General features: G+C 59.2%; 19 protein-coding genes and 1 pseudogene. 11 read left to right on the forward strand and 9 right to left on the reverse strand.

Going from position 1 to position 17,038, the window contains the following annotated elements:
• The first annotated feature begins 68 nt into the window (after nucleotides 1-68).
• Nucleotides 69-1,343 carry a DUF3422 family protein gene (locus QE408_RS11250; RefSeq protein ID WP_306931191.1) on the forward strand — a complete coding sequence of 425 codons (1,275 nt, stop codon included), beginning with the start codon at nucleotides 69-71 and terminating at the stop codon, nucleotides 1,341-1,343.
• A 23-nt stretch (nucleotides 1,344-1,366) separates the two neighbouring features.
• Here the strand turns inward: QE408_RS11250 and QE408_RS11255 are convergent, their stop codons facing one another.
• Nucleotides 1,367-2,278 carry a LysR family transcriptional regulator gene (locus QE408_RS11255; RefSeq protein ID WP_306931192.1) on the reverse strand — a complete coding sequence of 304 codons (912 nt, stop codon included), beginning with the start codon at nucleotides 2,276-2,278 and terminating at the stop codon, nucleotides 1,367-1,369.
• A gap of 112 nt (nucleotides 2,279-2,390) precedes the next feature.
• On the opposite strand from QE408_RS11255, the gene QE408_RS11260 reads away from it, so the two are divergent.
• From QE408_RS11260 to glcF, 3 genes are read left to right on the forward strand one after another with little or no spacing between them, the layout of a single operon-like run.
• Entirely contained in the window at nucleotides 2,391-3,824 is a 1,434-nt protein-coding gene (locus QE408_RS11260; RefSeq protein ID WP_306931194.1) for an FAD-binding oxidoreductase, read from the forward strand.
• On the forward strand, nucleotides 3,824-5,038 hold the full coding sequence (gene glcE / locus QE408_RS11265; RefSeq protein WP_306934772.1) for a glycolate oxidase subunit GlcE: 1,215 nt from the start codon (nucleotides 3,824-3,826) through the stop codon (nucleotides 5,036-5,038). Before QE408_RS11260 ends, glcE begins: the two co-directional genes overlap by 1 nt.
• A 2-nt stretch (nucleotides 5,039-5,040) precedes the next feature.
• Nucleotides 5,041-6,354, forward strand: coding sequence for a glycolate oxidase subunit GlcF (glcF, locus tag QE408_RS11270; RefSeq protein WP_306931196.1), 1,314 nt, complete (start codon nucleotides 5,041-5,043; stop codon nucleotides 6,352-6,354).
• A gap of 163 nt (nucleotides 6,355-6,517) precedes the next feature.
• Here glcF and QE408_RS11275 read toward each other — a convergent pair whose 3' ends face one another.
• Entirely contained in the window at nucleotides 6,518-7,240 is a 723-nt protein-coding gene (locus QE408_RS11275; RefSeq protein WP_306931198.1) for a L,D-transpeptidase, read from the reverse strand.
• Between the two features lie 182 nt (nucleotides 7,241-7,422).
• Between QE408_RS11275 and QE408_RS11280 the strand changes: the two genes are divergently transcribed.
• Together QE408_RS11280 and QE408_RS11285 are read left to right on the forward strand one after the other, a co-directional pair.
• Nucleotides 7,423-8,052: a DNA-3-methyladenine glycosylase I gene (locus QE408_RS11280; protein WP_306931200.1), complete on the forward strand. Its 630-nt coding sequence runs from the start codon at nucleotides 7,423-7,425 to the stop codon at nucleotides 8,050-8,052.
• A complete protein-coding gene (locus QE408_RS11285) occupies nucleotides 8,049-8,492 on the forward strand; it encodes a hypothetical protein (protein ID WP_306931201.1) in 444 nt (147 codons plus the stop codon). Before QE408_RS11280 ends, QE408_RS11285 begins: the two co-directional genes overlap by 4 nt.
• A gap of 5 nt (nucleotides 8,493-8,497) precedes the next feature.
• Here the strand turns inward: QE408_RS11285 and QE408_RS11290 are convergent, their stop codons facing one another.
• Nucleotides 8,498-9,535 carry a YeiH family protein gene (locus QE408_RS11290; RefSeq protein ID WP_306931203.1) on the reverse strand — a complete coding sequence of 346 codons (1,038 nt, stop codon included), beginning with the start codon at nucleotides 9,533-9,535 and terminating at the stop codon, nucleotides 8,498-8,500.
• A gap of 81 nt (nucleotides 9,536-9,616) precedes the next feature.
• Between QE408_RS11290 and QE408_RS11295 the strand changes: the two genes are divergently transcribed.
• Complete coding sequence (locus QE408_RS11295) at nucleotides 9,617-10,531, forward strand: LysR family transcriptional regulator (RefSeq protein ID WP_306931205.1); 915 nt, start codon at nucleotides 9,617-9,619, stop codon at nucleotides 10,529-10,531.
• Nucleotides 10,532-10,587: 56 nt separating this feature from the next.
• On the opposite strand, the gene copM is transcribed toward QE408_RS11295, so the two are convergent.
• The 6 genes and pseudogenes from copM to relB form a co-directional block, all read right to left on the reverse strand.
• Nucleotides 10,588-10,962, reverse strand: a complete 375-nt coding sequence (gene copM, locus QE408_RS11300; RefSeq protein WP_306931207.1) for a CopM family metallochaperone — start codon at nucleotides 10,960-10,962, stop codon at nucleotides 10,588-10,590.
• A 52-nt stretch (nucleotides 10,963-11,014) separates the two neighbouring features.
• Entirely contained in the window at nucleotides 11,015-11,377 is a 363-nt protein-coding gene (locus tag QE408_RS11305) for a hypothetical protein (protein ID WP_306931209.1), read from the reverse strand.
• Between the two features lie 41 nt (nucleotides 11,378-11,418).
• The gene (locus QE408_RS11310) at nucleotides 11,419-12,183 is read right to left on the reverse strand and encodes a hypothetical protein (RefSeq protein ID WP_306931211.1); all 765 of its coding nucleotides are present in this window, start codon (nucleotides 12,181-12,183) and stop codon (nucleotides 11,419-11,421) included.
• Between the two features lie 70 nt (nucleotides 12,184-12,253).
• Entirely contained in the window at nucleotides 12,254-12,499 is a 246-nt protein-coding gene (locus tag QE408_RS11315; protein WP_306931213.1) for a DUF2798 domain-containing protein, read from the reverse strand.
• Nucleotides 12,500-12,686: 187 nt separating this feature from the next.
• Nucleotides 12,687-12,950 (reverse strand): annotated as a pseudogene (locus tag QE408_RS11320) (type II toxin-antitoxin system RelE family toxin).
• Nucleotides 12,951-12,982: 32 nt separating this feature from the next.
• Complete coding sequence (relB, locus tag QE408_RS11325) at nucleotides 12,983-13,147, reverse strand: type II toxin-antitoxin system RelB family antitoxin (protein WP_373465540.1); 165 nt, start codon at nucleotides 13,145-13,147, stop codon at nucleotides 12,983-12,985.
• A 152-nt stretch (nucleotides 13,148-13,299) separates the two neighbouring features.
• On the opposite strand from relB, the gene hisS reads away from it, so the two are divergent.
• Genes hisS through hisG form a run of 4 tightly spaced genes read left to right on the forward strand, consistent with a single transcriptional unit; the run spans nucleotide 13,300 to nucleotide 17,024 of the window.
• Nucleotides 13,300-14,817 (forward strand): histidine--tRNA ligase, encoded by a 1,518-nt coding sequence (gene hisS / locus QE408_RS11330; RefSeq protein WP_306931215.1) that lies wholly within the window; start codon nucleotides 13,300-13,302, stop codon nucleotides 14,815-14,817.
• Nucleotides 14,818-14,822: 5 nt separating this feature from the next.
• The gene (locus QE408_RS11335; RefSeq protein ID WP_306931216.1) at nucleotides 14,823-15,191 is read left to right on the forward strand and encodes a VOC family protein; all 369 of its coding nucleotides are present in this window, start codon (nucleotides 14,823-14,825) and stop codon (nucleotides 15,189-15,191) included.
• Nucleotides 15,192-15,207: 16 nt separating this feature from the next.
• The gene (locus QE408_RS11340; protein WP_306931218.1) at nucleotides 15,208-16,329 is read left to right on the forward strand and encodes an ATP phosphoribosyltransferase regulatory subunit; all 1,122 of its coding nucleotides are present in this window, start codon (nucleotides 15,208-15,210) and stop codon (nucleotides 16,327-16,329) included.
• Nucleotides 16,326-17,024 (forward strand): ATP phosphoribosyltransferase, encoded by a 699-nt coding sequence (hisG, locus tag QE408_RS11345; RefSeq protein WP_306931220.1) that lies wholly within the window; start codon nucleotides 16,326-16,328, stop codon nucleotides 17,022-17,024. Before QE408_RS11340 ends, hisG begins: the two co-directional genes overlap by 4 nt.
• The last annotated feature ends 14 nt before the right edge of the window (nucleotides 17,025-17,038 follow it).

Raw genomic sequence — 17,038 nt, forward strand, 5'->3', positions numbered from 1 at the left:
TCAACTCGGCACCTGCCAATGCATCTTGTCATTTGATAAATAAGGATGATCGAGACGGAGAATGCCGGATGGCCAGGGGACGATTTGCATTTGCCAGCGCACCTGAAAGGGCGCTGGCGCTAGGGGAAATTCATGCAAGGCCGACCGTGCTGCTCGGTCCGTCGCGCATCATCGTCCAATTGGCCTTCATGATGGATGGCGGCGCCTCCGTCCATCACTCTGCGATTGCGGAAATGTCGCGTAGCCGCGGTGTCGCGCCACCTGAACGTGACGCACGACACCACACAATGCCTTGTGGGCTGGGAACGCTTCGGTGGGAGAGACACACAGAATTCTCGACCTGGTTCTGGGATGGGCCGGCACCGGAGAAGATCGGCGGCGATATCGTTGGTGATCCGTTCGGCGACGGCTTTTCGCCGCCCGGCTCGCTGATCTCGGCCGTCAGGCTGGAAATCCGCCCCGACGGGTTGGAGACGGTCGATGCGGAAAGTCATTTCGATCCGATCAGCCTCTGTCACTCGACGGTCCGCGAAGGGCAGGCTTCCATCCTCACCGATTTTCGCCAGGACCGCGACGGGCTGACGCAGTTTCTTCTGCTCGATCGTGGACTGACGGATTCGGGGCGCGGCGGTATCGTGCAGCGTCTGCTGGACATCGAAACCTATCGCACACTGGCGATGCTCGGCCTTCCGTTGGCACAGACTCTTTCTCCGGAAATCCGCCGGATCGAGGACGGTCTGACGGCGATTACGCAGCGGATGAAGAACGGTGCGCGCGAGGAGGCCGATGCGCTTCTGGCCGAAATGACGCGCCTTGCCGCAGAACTGGAAGCCAATGCGGCGCTCAGCCTCTACCGCTTCGGTGCGAGCCGCGCCTATGACGTGATCGTGCGCGAGCGCATCCGCACACTGGCGGAAACGCCTATCCAAAGTCATGAAACCATGGCGACCTTTCTGGAGCGGCGACTGGCCCCTGCCATGCGTACCTGTCAGTCGGTGGAAGAGCGTCAGGCAAACCTGTCGCGCAAGCTCTACCGCGCCACCGCTTTGGTCCGAAGCTGGATCGATGTCGAGCTGGAGCGGCAGAATACCGTGCTTTTGAACAACATGAACAAGCGGGCCGCCATGCAGTTGCGCCTGCAGCAGACGGTTGAGGGTCTCTCGGTTGCGGCCATTTCCTATTATGTCGTTGGACTGATCGGATATCTCGTCAAGGCGGTCACCCATGACCTCCTGCCGATCGATCCGGCGGTGGTCACGGGCGCCTCGGTCCCGGTGGCTGTGCTCGGCGTCTGGTGGGTCGTGCGCAATATCCGCAAGCGCCATGCCGATGGCACGCATTGAGGTCTACAGCAGGATGCACCGACTCAAAGAGTGGGAGCGTCCTTGTCCCAATAGGGGAGCGGACCATAAAGGCCCGCGAGGTAATCGATGAACAGGCGAACCTTGGCGGGCAGGAAGCGGCGGCTGGAGTAGACTGCCGAAAGAGCGACGTTCTTCGATCCTTCATAGGCAGGCAGAACCTGAACCAGCGCGCCGGATTTCAATTCTGGCCCGATATCCCAGGTGGAACGCAGCGCAATGCCGAGCCCGGAAATCACGGCTTCACGGATCACCTCTGACGAGTTGGTCACAAGCAGACCTTCGGGCCGTAGATTGAACGCGCCCTCTGGTCCTTCCAAGCGCCAGAGATCGTTGTTATGTGCAGGCAGGCAGCGATGGTTCTTCAGATCCTCGATCGTTTGCGGTAGCCCATGCGCTTCGACATAGGTCCTAGACGCGCACAGCACGCGGCGGACCGGCGCCAGCCGCCGCGCAACGAGGCTCGAATCGGAGAGATCAGCGATGCGGATTGCGAGATCGTAGCCACCGGCAACGATGTCGATGAAGTCGTCGCTGAGCGTCAGGTTGATGGAGAGCGACGGATGCTGGTCCATGAAACCTTTTAGATGCGGCGCGACATGCATGCGTCCAAAGGAAGTGGAGGCGGAAACCTTCAGCGTTCCGGTGAGCGTGTTCGACCGGCCAGAAACGAAATCCTCCGCCTCTTCCAGCCCCTCGAGCACGGCAAGAATTCTCTGGTGAAACCCCTGTCCCGCTTCGGTCAGGGAGATTTGCCTTGTCGTGCGCTGAAACAGACGCGCACCAAGCTTCTCCTCAAGCCGCTTGATTCGCTTGGAGATGACGGCCGGAGAATAGCCCAACTCCTTGGCTGCGACTGACATGCTGCCGGAGGCTGCGACGCTGGCAAAGACTTCGAGATCGCCAAGATTCGTCATTGGTCACCACTATTCTTTCCGGATTGGAAACAATCTCTAGCATTTGCGAGGGTTGCCACCAAGGCGCAAACGCCGCATAGGATTGTCTGGATGAGGGAGGCATCAGCAGACCATGTCGCAATCCATTCAATTCTTGAAACCGCGCGCCGGGGTGCTTTCCAATCGGGATCGGATCGTTTCCGACCTCGCAGACCTGCTTCCGCCGGACTGTCTTGTGCATGAGCCGCGAGAGCTCGTTCCATTTGAAACCGACGCCTTTGTCTCCTATCGCCGCCTGCCGCTTGCGGTCGCGCTACCGAAGACCACGGCGCAGGTCGCGGCCGTCCTGAAATACTGTCACCGCTATGACATACCCGTGGTGCCGCGAGGAGCAGGAACGTCGCTCTCCGGCGGCGCGATCCCGCAGGAAGATGCAGTGGTGATCGGCCTGTCGAAGATGTCTTCCATTCTCGAACTGGATTTCTTCAACCGCACCGCCACCGTCCAGGCGGGCGTTACCAATCTCTCGATTTCCGATGCCGCTGGACCGCAGGGCTTTTTCTACGCGCCGGATCCCAGCTCGCAGCTCGCCTGCACCATCGGCGGCAATATCGGCATGAATTCCGGTGGGGCACATTGCTTAAAATACGGTGTGACCACCAACAACCTTCTCGGCGTGAAGCTGGTTCTGGTGGATGGCACAGTGCTGGAGCTTGGCGGCAAGCACCTGGATGCGTCAGGCTATGATTTGCTCGGCCTCGTCTGCGGTTCGGAAGGCCAACTCGGCATCGTCACGGAGGCGACCGTGCGGCTGATCGCCAAGCCGGAAGGCGCGCGCCCTGTGCTGTTCGGTTTCGAAAGCTCGGAAGAGGCCGGCTCCTGCGTGGCCGATATTATCGGCTCCGGCATCATTCCCGTCGCGATCGAATTCATGGACAAGCCGGCGATCGAGATTTGCGAGGCTTTTGCCAAGGCGGGTTATCCGCTCGATGTCGGCGCTCTCTTGATCGTCGAGGTCGAGGGCTCGGAAGACGAGATGGATGCGATGTTGGCCGATATTGTCGCGATTGCCCGCAAGCATGCGGTCAAGACGGTGCGCGAGTGCCAGTCCGCCATGGAGGCTGCGGCGATCTGGAAGGGCCGTAAATCCGCCTTTGGCGCCACAGGCCGGATTGCCGACTATATCTGCATGGATGGCACGGTGCCGCTCAGCCAGCTTTCCTATGTGCTGAAGAAGACGAGCGAGATCACCGACGCGCTTGGCCTTCGCGTCGCCAACGTCTTTCATGCGGGCGATGGTAACATGCATCCGCTGATCCTGTTCAATGCCAACGACCCGGAGGATGCCGCGCGCGCCGAGGAGGCGGGCAACCAGATATTGAAGCTCTGCGTGGATGCGGGCGGCTGCCTGACCGGCGAGCACGGTGTCGGCATCGAAAAGCGCGACCTGATGCGTCACCAATATTCCGACGAAGATCTGGCACAGCAGATGGCAGTCCGTTCGGCCTTTGACGAGGGCTGGATCTTGAACCCCTCCAAGGTCTTTCCTCTGGAGGGGCGGTCGTGATGGATGCCACATATCCGACCTTTACTCCGCAGACGGAAGCGGAGGCATCCGGTCTCATCCGCGACAGCGCAGAGGCGGGGCGCAAACTCGCCATCATCGGCGGCAACACCCGCTCTGGCTTGGGCAATGCTGTAGAGGCGGATGCGACGCTGTCGTCGCGGTGCCTGAGCGGCATCGTCTCCTACAATCCTGCCGAGATGGTCATGACGGTCAAGTCGGGAACGCCCGTCGCCGAGGTCGAGGCAGCATTGGCCGATGCCCGGCAGATGATGGCTTTCGAGCCCATGGATCATCGCGCGATCATGGGAACGGCAGGTGAGCCCACCATCGGTGGCGTTTTTGCTGCCAATGTCTCCGGCCCGCGGCGCTATGTGGCCGGTGCCGCGCGCGACAGCCTGCTCGGCATTCGCTTCGTCAATGGCCGGGGCGAGGCGATCAAGGCCGGTGGACGGGTGATGAAGAATGTCACCGGGCTCGATCTCGTCAAGCTTCTGGCAGGCTCTTACGGCACGCTGGGCTTCCTGACGGAAGTGACCTTCCGCGTGCTGCCGGTTCCGCCCGTAGAAGTGACGATGGTCATTTCGGGGCTGGAGGATGAGAGTGCCACCAACGCCATGGCGGCGGCGATGGCAACGAGCTTGGAAGTGTCCGGTGCGGCGCATCTGCCGGAAAGCGTCAAATCGCGTTTCTTGGGCGGGATGTTGCCTGAGGGTGCGGCCACCGTGTTGCGACTGGAAGGTCTTTCCGCATCGGTCGAGGCCCGTTCGAAAAAAATCCAAGCTCTTTTGTCCCCATTCGGTCCCATGATCGTGCTTGCGCAAGACGAGAGTCGGGCACTGTGGCGAGACATCAAGGACGTAGCGCCCTATACCGGCAATCCATCCAAGCCGCTCTGGCGCGTGTCGGTCGCGCCATCGTTGGGCCACAAGCTGGTTGCCGCACTCCGGTTGGAAGCGGGCATCGACGCTTTTTACGATTGGCAGGGCGGGCTTGTCTGGATGCAGATGGAAGCCGATCCGGACGCGCAGTTGCTGCGCGGTTGCATCCGCTCACTCGGCGGTGGTTATGCGATGCTTCTCCGTGCAGCAGATGCTGTGCGGGAAATGGTTCCGGCTTTCGAGCCGCTGAATTCGCTCGAGGCGGCTTTATCTCAACGCATCAAGGAAAAGCTCGATCCGGCGGGGCTCTTCAATCCGGGCAGAATGGGGATCTGACCATGCAAACCTCCTTCTCACCTGAGCAGCTGGCCGATCCACATGTCGCGGAGTCCGAAAAGATCCTGCGCAAATGCGTGCATTGCGGTTTCTGCACGGCCACCTGTCCGACCTATGTGACGCTCGGCAACGAACTCGATAGTCCGCGCGGTCGCATCTACCTCATCAAGGACATGCTGGAGAACGACCGTCCCGCCGACCGCGAGGTTGTGACCCATATCGACCGCTGTCTGTCCTGTCTTGCCTGCACCACCACCTGTCCGTCCGGGGTGGATTATATGCACCTGGTGGATCATGCGCGCATCCATATCGAGAAGACCTATCGCCGCCCATTGATGGACAGGCTGATCCGCAGCCTGCTGGCGGCCGTTTTGCCATATCCCGCACGCTTCCGGCTTGCATTGAAGCTGGCGAAGATCGGTCGCCCACTCGCACCGCTCTTGCGCAAGGCTGCTCCGTTGAAGCCGCTGGCTGCCATGCTCGAGCTTGCGCCGAGCGACGTTCCGCCAGCGGTAAACCGACCTGCGGTTCATGCTCCCATCACAGAGAAGCGGGGTCGTGTCGCGATCCTCAGCGGTTGCGCGCAGCCGGTTCTCGATCCGGCCATCAACGAGGCCACCATCAGGCTTTTGACGCGCCTCGGGATTGAGGTCGTTGCGCCGAAAGGCGAGGGCTGTTGCGGCGCGCTCGTTCATCACATGGGCCGTGAAGAGCAGGCGCTCGCCCTTGCCCGCCGCAATGTCGATGTCTGGATGGGCGCAGTGGAAGAGGGTGGGCTCGACGCCATCATCATCACCGCATCCGGCTGCGGTACGACAATCAAGGATTACGGCCATATGCTGCGGCTCGATCCGGCCTATGCGGAAAAGGCAGCGAAAATCTCCGGGCTGGCCAAGGATATCACCGAATATCTGGCAACGCTGGAACTGCCCGCGCTGGAACGCAACGGCCTTTCGGTCGCCTATCATTCCGCCTGTTCCATGCAGCATGGTCAAAAGATAACCATGGCGCCGAAGACGCTGTTGAAGGCAGCCGGTTTCGTAGTGCGCGATCCGGCAGAGGGACATCTCTGCTGTGGTTCGGCCGGGACCTACAACATCATGCAACCGGAGATTTCGGGTCAGTTAAAGGCGCGGAAGGTCAGGAACATCGAAGCGACCAGGGCCGATATCATCGCCACCGGCAATATCGGCTGCATGGCGCAGATCGCTACCGGCACGACGATGCCGATACTGCATACGGTTGAATTGTTGGAGTGGGTTTACGGCGGTGAACCACCGGCGAAGTTACGCCTGAAACAAAAAACGAGCGGCTGAGCCGCTCGTTTTTCATCGGTTGCTGCTAAAAGCGCTTCACCGTGCCCCCTGGCATCCCCCGCCAAAGTTGATGGATTGCAATCTAGCGTTTCCGGCAAGGGCCGCAAGTATTCGTATGAAAAAGGACAGTGTCCTGCATCAAACTTATAGTCCGGCGTTGCTATCAGATCACAATAACCCTCGTGCCAACTTTCACGCGTTCGTAAAGGTCGGTGACATCTTCGTTACGCATGCGAATGCAGCCCGACGAATTGTTGCTGCCGATAGTCCAAGGCTGGTTGGTGCCATGGATGCGGTAGAGCGTCGAGCCCAGATACATAGCGCGAGCACCCATTGGGTTTTCCGGTCCGCCTTCCATGAAGGCTGGAAGATAATGACCCTTCGCGGCTTCGCGGGTGATCATTTCCTTTGGCGGCGTCCAGGTCGGCCATTCCGTCTTGCGGGTGATGGAATGTGTGCCCGCCCATTCGAAGCCGGGCTTGCCGACGCCCACACTGTAACGGCGTGCCTTGCCACCTTCCATCACCAGATAGAGCAGCCGGGCAGGTGTATCGATGACGATCGTACCGGGCGCTTCTTTTGTGTCGTAGTCGACGATCTGGGGTAGGAACTGCGGGTCTATTCCCACTCTTGGGGCATTGGGTCGCGCAGCCACGGCCTGAGGGCGCTGCTGCACGGCGCGACGCTGGAAGAGTGGCTGGCGCTGTGGCGGCTGCGGATAGACGACGGGTTGCACATTGCCACGACCCAATTGCGTCACCCAGGGCGCCGTCAGATCGGGGCTGACGACGATCGGCGGACGTTCGCGATAGCGGTCATTGGCCATTGCCGGATTGAGAGCGGCACAAACGGCGCTCAAAGCTAGGAAGACGGTTTTCATCGACATCGGGTGGACTCTTTTACATGACACCGGAAACTGATCGTCACGTTCGCATGCGCAGACCAGCGAATGGTAAAGAGGCTTCGGTGAAATATGCGATTTTGCTGAAACCTTTCGATAAGGTTAGCAGGCGGTTTTAAAACAGGGTGAATCAATGGTAAGAACCGTGCTGAAAGAGACGGTGGCGCATGAGTGAAGACGGGTTGTTGACGGGCGAGGATGGCAAGGTCCGCTGCTTCTGGCAGCAGGGGCTGGAGGATTACCGCCGCTACCATGATGACGAGTGGGGCCACCCTGTCACGGACGAGAAGCGGCTGTTCGAGAAGATCTGCCTCGAAGGGTTCCAGTCAGGTCTGTCCTGGCTGACGATCCTGCGCAAACGTGAGGGCTTCCGTGCCGCCTTTGCCGGCTTCGATTTCGACAAGGTCGCTGCCTTCGATGATACCGATATTGAGCGGTGCCTGGCTGACAAGGGTATTGTGCGTCATCGCGGCAAGATCGTTTCCACCATCAACAATGCCAGGCGCGCGGTCGCTCTTCGCGAGGAGTTTGGTACACTGGCGCGCTACTTCTGGAGCTTCGAGCCCAAGCAGGACGAGCGCCCGCAAGTCTTCGATTACGCCACCCTGCGCGCCAATCCAACGACGCCCGCCTCCATTCGCCTGTCCAAGGATCTGAAGAAGCGGGGCTGGAGTTTTGTCGGCCCCACCACCGTCTATGCTTTCATGCAGGCCATGGGCATGGTCAACGACCACATCGAGGGCTGCCATTGTCGCTCTCGTATCGAAACGATGCGGCAGGGGTTCGTACGGCCGTGAAGACATTTTTGAGATGTGCTCTTGCCTGCTTGCTGATCGCGACCGTTTCCGTGCCGGCCGTTGCCGAACAGCGCAATGTGGACGGCATGTGGCTCGACGATGGGGAACAGTTGAAGGCTGTAGAAATGCCAGCCTCTGGCAATCTGAAACTGAACGGCTGGACCCGTCAGGGCAGGGGAGATGTCTATCGCCTGAAGGTGAAGGCCGGTGAAACGCTGAAGGTTTCGCTCGTGAGCCGTAGCGAGTTCGTCGTCATGGCGATTTTTGATTTCGCCAAACCGGACGACGATGCGATCTTCTTCAGCGATACCGGCAACAACACCACGGTGCTGACACCGAAGGAAGACACGGAATGGCTGATCCGGCCTATCCTGGTGCTTAGTTCGTCGCGCCGGGGTCTTGGTGCCAATTACACCATCACCGTTGAGCGCCAACCCTAAACGGATCAGCCTGCAATCGCGATCAGCCCGACCGACAGCGCGCAAAGCAGCATCAGCGACGCTGTGGCAGCCACGATCACCTTGCCGCCTGCATGCCGTAGCGAGCGGATATCCACGGAAAGACCGAGGGCTGCCATGGACATGATGGTGAGCACATTGGCAAGGCTGCTGATGGGCGCCAACGCACCATTCGGGATCAAGCCGAAGGAGCGCGCCATGATCATCAGTACGAAGCCGAGGATGAACCAGGGCACCATGCGCTGTAGATCGAGACGACCGCTCGCACCCCGGCCATGAATGATCGACAGCGTGGTGACGACGGGACCGAGCATCAGCACGCGGATGAGCTTGACCACCGTACCGGTTTGAACGGCAACCGCGCCCGCCGGTGCCGTTGCCGCCAGAACCTGCGGCACGGCATAAACAGTCATGCCGGCAAACATGCCGTAATGGATAGCATCCATGGAAAAGAGGCTCGGCAGTGCCGGCATGATGATGACGGCTGCGACACCAAGGACGGCGGTAAAGGCGATGGCTGCGGTCACGTCCTGCGCCTTCGCACCGACAGCAGGTGCTGCCGCAGCAATGGCGGAGTTGCCGCAGATCGAGTTGCCGCAGGCAACGAGAATGGCAAGCTTTGGCTCAAGGCCGATCACACGGCTGATGGCGTAGCTGCCGGCCAGCGACAGGGCGACGATGATGGCGATGCCGAAGATCAACAAGCCGCCTGCGCCCTTCAGAATGGAAAGGCTGAGCGACGCACCGAGAAGCACCACCGCAACTTCCAGCAGCGTCTTGGCGCTGAACTTGATGCCGGCCGTGGTTGTTTCCGGAAGCCGGGAAAAGCTTCTAAGAAGAACGCCAAAGACAATCGCGATCACCAGATCGCCAAGCCAGGCATGACCGGCCAATCGTATCTGAGCGCTTTCAACGACAATCGCGGCAAAACTGATGGTGCCGCATAGAAGGATGCCCGGAAGCATCCGCAATGCCGGGAAGCGCGATAGGGACAGAGACGATGTCAATGAACGATGATGAGCCATACATGCATCATCTTCCGAATATCCGTTCCATTCCATCAAATAATATGGCATATTTCGTTCGATAAAATCGAATGATTGCCGATGACGTTCGAACAGTTGAGAATATTCGTGGCTGTCGCAGAAAGACAGCATTTGACCCGCGCCGCCGAGGCTTTGGGGCTGACAGCCTCTGCCGTCAGTTCCGCGATCAAGACGCTGGAGGCCTATTATAATGTCGAGCTGTTTCACCGCGTCGGCCGCGGCATCGAGTTGACGGAAAGCGGTCGCGTCTTCCTCGACGAGGCGCGTTCTACCTTGAACCGGGTGCGCAGCGCCGAACTGATCCTCTCGGAAATGGGCGGCCTGACGCGTGGTGAAATTCGCGTCTTCGCCAGCCAGACCATTGCCAGCTACTGGCTGCCGTCTATCCTGATGCAGTTCAAGCAATTATATCCTGGCGTGACGGTGACGCTTGACGTGGGCAACACTCGTACCGTGACGGAGGCGGTGCTGAAGGGTGTCGCGGAGATCGGCTTCATTGAAGGTGATATCGATGAGCCGGCGCTCTCGGTTCGACCCATCGTGTCGGATAAGCTGCTCGTCGTGGTAGGCCCGCTCCATCCTTTCTCTGACGGCCGACAATTGAAGGCGCAGGACATTCGCTCGACGACATGGGTGCTGCGCGAGCAGGGTTCTGGCACGCGTTCCGCCTTCGAAGCCGCGTTGAGGGCTATGGGCATGTCCCTGGCCGATTTGCAAGTGACGCTGGAGTTGCCATCCAATGAGGCTGTCGTTGCAGCAGCGCGCGCGGGCGGTGCGGCGGCGGTGGTCTCGGCATCCGTTGCGGCCTTGATGCTGCGTCAGGGGCTGCTCACCCGCGTCGGCATCGACTTGCCTGCGCGGCAATTTTCACTTCTCATGCACAAGGAAAGGCATCCGAGCCGCGCCTCGCTCGAACTGGAGCGACTGAGCCGGGAATTCGCTGGTAGCTACAAGGCGGGGCTCACAGGGCTTTGACACGGGTGTTTAAGTGAAATGAGGGAAGCGCCCTGGAGCGCTTCCCAAGGCGTGGACTAGTAGCCCTTTGACTTCAGCCACTCTTTCATCATGGCGATTTCCGCTTCCTGCGCCTTGATTACCTCTTCGGCCAGTTTGCGGATTTCCGGGTCCTTGCCATATTGCAACTGCACCTTGGCCATATCGATCGCGCCCTGATGATGCGGGATCATGCCACGGACGAAATCGACATCGGCATTGCCGGTATAGTCCTGCTGCATGGCAGTGTGCATTTTTTTGGAAACCTCCATGAAGGCCTTGGTCGAGGCGCTGTCCGTGGCTTCCTGCTTGGGCATAGTGTGGCCAGCATGGCCCGTTGTGTCCTGCGCAAGCATTGGCATGGTAAGAAACGCGCTGATTGCTGCAGCGATGGAGATGGTCTTGATAGACATGGGATATCCTTCCTCTGTCGGAAATTTCGATTGGGCCTGAACGTCGAAATAATCAGATGCGGGGAGGAGGAAGAGGTGGCACGGGAGCATCGCCAACGAGACTTGCTTGCAAGCCCGGCATGGGAGCGGCGTCAGGCGATCGGCCTTTTTCCGCAAAGATAAGGTCGGGTAAAAGAACGAGGCAAGCAGCGCAGAAGGGTGCGTGCGCCATGCTCTTTCCATGCGGGCATGGAGCGCTATGTCCGCCCGTCTCTTCGGAGGCATCCGTCATACCGTGACCGGTCGGATGAGTCTTCGCCATGCCATGTGCGTGGCTCTCGTTTGCAGGCATCAATGCATCCATTGCCGCCGTACCCGGCATGGCGCCGTACAGCAGGCAGGCAAGAAACATCAATGTGCGAACCATAAAGCGCATGTCGTCACTCTAGCGCATCAATCGCGGTTATAAAATGGCGCTCATCTCACTTCGCTGGCAACGACCTTGTGGATGAACTGATAGTCCTTGCTCTCCTCGCCGAAGGGCGCGACCGGCCAGTCCCATTGCTGTACGACCTTGGGAACAAGCACCCCAAGCAGCAGGTCTTCCTGCTGGTGCACTTTCCCGATTTTGTCGATGATGTCGAAACGTGTATCTGTGAGAAGGCAGACCTTGCAGGGCAGACCCGAAAGACCATCGACATGGGCCTGGATCAACCGGTGGAGCGTATCCTCCGGCGAACCGCTTGCTCCCTCCTGTTCCATTCTGTGGCGCGCGCCTGTGCCGATCTGGGACAGCAGATTGGCGGAAATGACGAGATCGAGATAAGGAACCTGCCTGAGGAAACTCAACGGCTCGAATGCGCCGCCCGTCTTCAATGCATCATAGCCGGAAAGATCGCGGCTATTGAGAACGACATTGCGGTACTTCCGTCCGTAGAGCGTCATCCGCATGCTGGACAGATGCACCAGATCGACCAGCACCAGCGTGTCGAACCCTGCGGCGAGTTGCCGCCATGGTACATCCCGCAGTAGGCCCGAGCCGAGGATAACGGCTGTGCGTCGTTGCTTCAATTTCGATGCCGTTGAGAGAATGAAGCGCTTGCAGTTCTCTTCATGCTCTTCCCATGCTTTCGCACATCGATTGGCCCGTGCCCACAGATTGACGGAGTAGCGGATATGCGGGCGAAATTCCGGCGCTGTTTTCCAATATGTTCCGGCGTAATTCAGGGCTTCGAGGATCATTGCGTCTTCATTCTGAAGGGGAATATGGGACCTGTGCAGGCTTAACCCGCCTGCACAGCTCAACGCAGTATCAACTGCGCTGCGGTTCGACCAGAGCATTGACGATCCGCCGCACCAGCGGCAATACAAGAAGCAGCGTCGGGAACGCCACAAACCATGAGAGACCCCAGGCGGGCAGCCACCGGATCATAAAATCCTCCGTAAAGCCGATGGCGCGGACCGTCGCGATGAGCGAAACGACAAACGTCATCAGGACGGAAAGCACCATAGGCATGAGAATGGCGCCGTAGCGCGCGGGTAAGCGTGAGAATGTCATGAAACATGTCTTTCTAAACGTCGTCTTCAAAAGCGCACCTCGTTCGCGCCCTCAAAGAGCGAGGGGGTAAGGCGCGTTGCTTGACGTTAGACGCTTACGGTCGAAATCGACGACGAAGACGAGCTAACACGGACGCAGAGGGCTTTCAAGCGTTCTTGCGTTGCGCCTGCGATCTCAAGCGCGATCGTTAGGGATAGACGTCTCGGCGATGACCGATTTCGATGACGACAGGCTTGTGATCCTGGCTGTCGCAGATGATGCGATAATCGCCAACACGGTAGCGTCAGAAATTGCCGAGTTCCGAACCTTGTAGCGATGATCCCGTTTGCCTCGGATTGCCCAACTGTAGCAGCCTGTCGTGCAGAAAGGAGCGGATGCGATGTCTTGTCTGTGGGTCGAGTTTTTTGATCTGTTTGTGAACGAGAATGTCGTATTCAATTGTCCAGGTCACGCCAGAACGCCTCGGCGCTTATAACCTTGGATTCACCGCGTCGCCTCTTCCGCCAGAGACAAATCCTCCATATCTTCAATATGTTTTTCTATCGCTTCACGGATGTAAAATGCGGAGGTACGGCCGGTGCGCTCAGAAAGTGCTTTCAGGCGTTCATAGGTCTCATCCGGCAGGCGGATGGCGGTTTGCTTGCCCATGAGGTTCTCTCTGGAAGAGATTGGGATGCATGTATCCCATCTGGCAGTTTTCGCATCCAACGCCAGCAAATGCGCTGGCTTCCGGCCTTGCCGCATGGGGCGTCATCCTCTAAGACACCGGCTTGATTTCAAGAGACAATCGGACTGGCATCATGAGCGAAAAAGCAAAAAAGCCTCAGAAACTGAAAGCCCGCCTGCCGCGCGGCTTCGTTGACCGTTCGGCTGCCGATATCCATGCCACCAATGAGATGATCGAAAAGATCCGCAAGGTCTATGAGCTTTACGGTTTCGATCCGGTCGAGACCCCTTTGTTCGAATATACCGATGCGCTGGGCAAGTTCTTGCCAGATAGCGACCGGCCGAATGAAGGCGTCTTTTCGCTTCAAGACGATGACGATCAGTGGATGAGCCTGCGCTACGATCTGACGGCGCCGCTTGCCCGTCACGTGGCGGAAAACTTCAACGAAATCCAGCTGCCTTACCGCACCTATCGTGCGGGCTATGTCTTCCGCAATGAAAAGCCCGGCCCCGGCCGTTTCCGCCAATTCATGCAATTCGATGCCGATACCGTCGGTGCTGCAGGCGTTCAGGCGGATGCGGAAATGTGCATGATGATGGCCGATACGCTGGAAGCGCTCGGCATCAAGCGCGGCGATTACGTCATTCGCGTCAACAACCGAAAGGTTCTGGATGGCGTGATGGAAGCCATCGGTCTCGGCGGTCAAGAGAATGCCGGCCGTCGTCTCAACGTGTTGCGCGCCATCGATAAACTCGACAAGTTCGGCCCGGAAGGCGTGAAGCTCTTGCTCGGTCCCGGTCGCAAGGATGAGTCCGGCGACTTTACCAAGGGTGCTGGGCTGGACGAGGCGCAGATCGACAAGGTTCTCTTCTTCGTCGGCATCAAGGATTATGCGACGAGTGCGCACGATCTGGCAAAGCTCGTCACCGGCACCTCCAAGGGCGAAGAGGGCGTCGAGGAACTCAATGTCATCGGCGCGCTCGTTGCAGGTGCCGGTTACGAGGCAGATCGCATCAAGATCGATCCGTCGGTCGTTCGCGGCCTCGAATATTATACCGGCCCGGTTTACGAGGCCGAGCTGACATTCGATGTCACCAACGAAAAGGGCGAGAAGGTCGTTTTCGGCTCGGTCGGCGGTGGTGGGCGCTACGATGGTCTCGTGTCGCGCTTCATGGGCCAGCCGGTTCCCGCAACCGGTTTTTCCATCGGTGTCTCGCGTCTCATGACGGCGTTGAAGAACCTTGGCAAACTCGGTCAGGCAAAGCCGCTTGCGCCTGTTCTCATCACCGTCATGGATGGCGATGTGGACAGCATGGGACGTTACCAGCGCTTCACTCAGGCTTTGCGCGCTGAGGGCATTCGCGCCGAGATGTATCAGGGCAACTGGAAGAAGTTCGGCAACCAGCTGAAATATGCCGACCGCATGGGCGCGCCGATTGCCATCATTCAGGGTGGCGACGAGCGTGCAGAAGGCGTGGTGCAGATCAAGGACCTGATCGAAGGCAAGCGCCTCTCCGGCGAGATCGAGGACAATGCGACATGGCGCGAAGCGCGTGTGGCGCAAGAAGTGGTCGCCGAAGCCGATCTGGTCGCGAAGGTGAAGGAAATCCTTGAAGCACAGGCTGAAGACCGGCGTCGGGCAGAAGGCTGAGTGCCATGACCCTTCTCCGTCTGGATCACATCCAACTGGCAATGCCTGAAGGCGGGGAGCAAAGGGCGCGCGCGTTCTATGCGGACCTTCTCGGTCTCGAAGAGGTTGAGAAGCCTGCCAATCTGGCAGGGCGTGGCGGATGCTGGTTTGCGCTTGGCGAGGTTCGCGTGCATCTCGGCGTCGCGGCGGATTTCGTTGCCGCTCGCAAGGCGCATCCTGCCTTTGTGGTCGACGATCTCGCACAGCTTCGAAAAAGACTTGAAACGGCAGGCTGCCATGTGGTTGAGGATGAGCCGTTGGAAGGGTATCACCGCTTCTATGTGTATGATCCCTTCGGAAACCGCATCGAGATGATGCAACCGCTCGAACCGTGACGAAAAGTACTGCTTCATGCCCTTGATCGACATGCCGGAATTTTCCGGAGAGTTGCTGGACGAGTTTGCGGCGCGCAAGACGATGCGGGTCAACACGCCTGTCATCCAGCCTGCCGCGCCGTTCCTTGATATGGCTGGCGAGGATTTGCGCCGTCGTATTTTCCTGACCGAAAGTGAGACTGGCGAGAGCCTGTGCCTCCGGCCGGAATTCACCATTCCTGTCTGCCTTCGCCATATCGAAACGGCAACGGGCACGCCGAAGCGTTACGCCTATCTGGGCGAAGTGTTTCGTCAACGCCGCGAGGGCGGAAACGAGTTCTATCAGGCCGGTATCGAAGATCTGGGCGATGGCGATGTCGCCGCTGCCGATGCGCGCGCGATTGGCGACGCTTTTGGTATTCTGAACCGGTTGCTTCCAGGGCAGACGCTTTCCGCCCGTTTGGGAGACCAGAAGGTGTTCGAGGCTGTGATTGCCGCGCTCGGCCTGCCGCTTGGCTGGCAGAAGCGACTGGTGCAAGCCTTTGGCGATATGGCGCAGCTCGATGCGCTGCTGGAAAGCCTTGTCAGCCCCAAGCCGATGACCGGGCTCGATGCCCGCGTGGCCGGGTTGCTCGCCACCGGCGAGGAAAAGGTTCTGGTCGATTATATCGACAGCGTCATGCAGGAAACTGGCTACTCCACCAATGCCAGCCGCTCCCCGCAGGAAATTGCGCGCCGTCTTCGCGAGAAGCTGGCACTTGCCGCCACCCGTCTGCCGGATGACAGTTTCCAATTGCTGAAGCAGTTTCTCAGCCTCCAGGCACCCTTGTCCGAGGCATCGAAAACGCTTTCCGACTTTGCCGAAAAAGCAAAGCTGAAGCTTGGGCGCGCCATTTCCGATTTCGACGCCCGCGTAGCGGCCCTTGGCAATAGCGGTGTTGATCTTAGCACTGTCACCTATGGTGCTGCTTTTGGCCGTCCGCTGGATTATTATACCGGCCTCGTCTTCGAAATCACCCAAAAGGGTCAGACGGCAGTGCTCGCGGGCGGCGGGCGTTTCGACCGTCTGATGACGCTGCTTGGCGCCACCGACACCATTCCTGCCGTCGGCTTCTCGCTCTGGCTGGACCGTATCGAAGCTGCGAGGGCCGCTGCATGACCATCACCATAGCGCTGCCCTCCAAGGGTCGTATGAAAGATGATTCATCCGCCATTCTCGAGCGTGCCGGGCTGAAGATTACCGCGATCGGCAGCGATCGCTCTTACCGTGGCCGCGTCGAGGGACGCGATGACATCGAGATTGCCTATCTGTCGGCGTCCGAGATCGCGCGCGAGATCGGCAATGGAACCGTCGACTTCGGCGTGACGGGTGAAGATCTCGTGCGCGAGGATCTGAGCAATGTCGATACACGCGTGGAGTTCTGCGCCCGCCTCGGCTTCGGCCATGCGGATGTGGTGGTGGCCGTGCCGGAAATCTGGCTCGATGTTGACAGCATGGCCGATCTTGGCGATGTCGCTTCGGAGTTTCGCGCCCGCCACGGTCGGCGGCTGGCCATTGCCACCAAGTACTGGCGGCTGACACAGCAGTTCTTCTCTCGTCAGCACGGCATTCAACTCTACCGCATCGTCGAAAGCCTCGGTGCAACAGAGGGCGCTCCGGCGGCGGGTCAGGCAGATATCATTGTCGATATCACCTCCACCGGTTCGACGCTGAAGGCCAACCACCTGAAAATCCTAACGGACGGCATCATTTTGAAATCTGAAGCCTGCTTCGTGCGAGCCCGCAAGGCAGAGCATGAGGGCGACGCTGTCGTCGAAGAGATCGTCTCGCGCGTCAAGTCGGCGCTTGGCTGAAGCCATATTTTGTC

This window comes from Agrobacterium larrymoorei, assembly GCF_030819275.1.
GTDB lineage: Bacteria > Pseudomonadota > Alphaproteobacteria > Rhizobiales > Rhizobiaceae > Agrobacterium > Agrobacterium larrymoorei_B.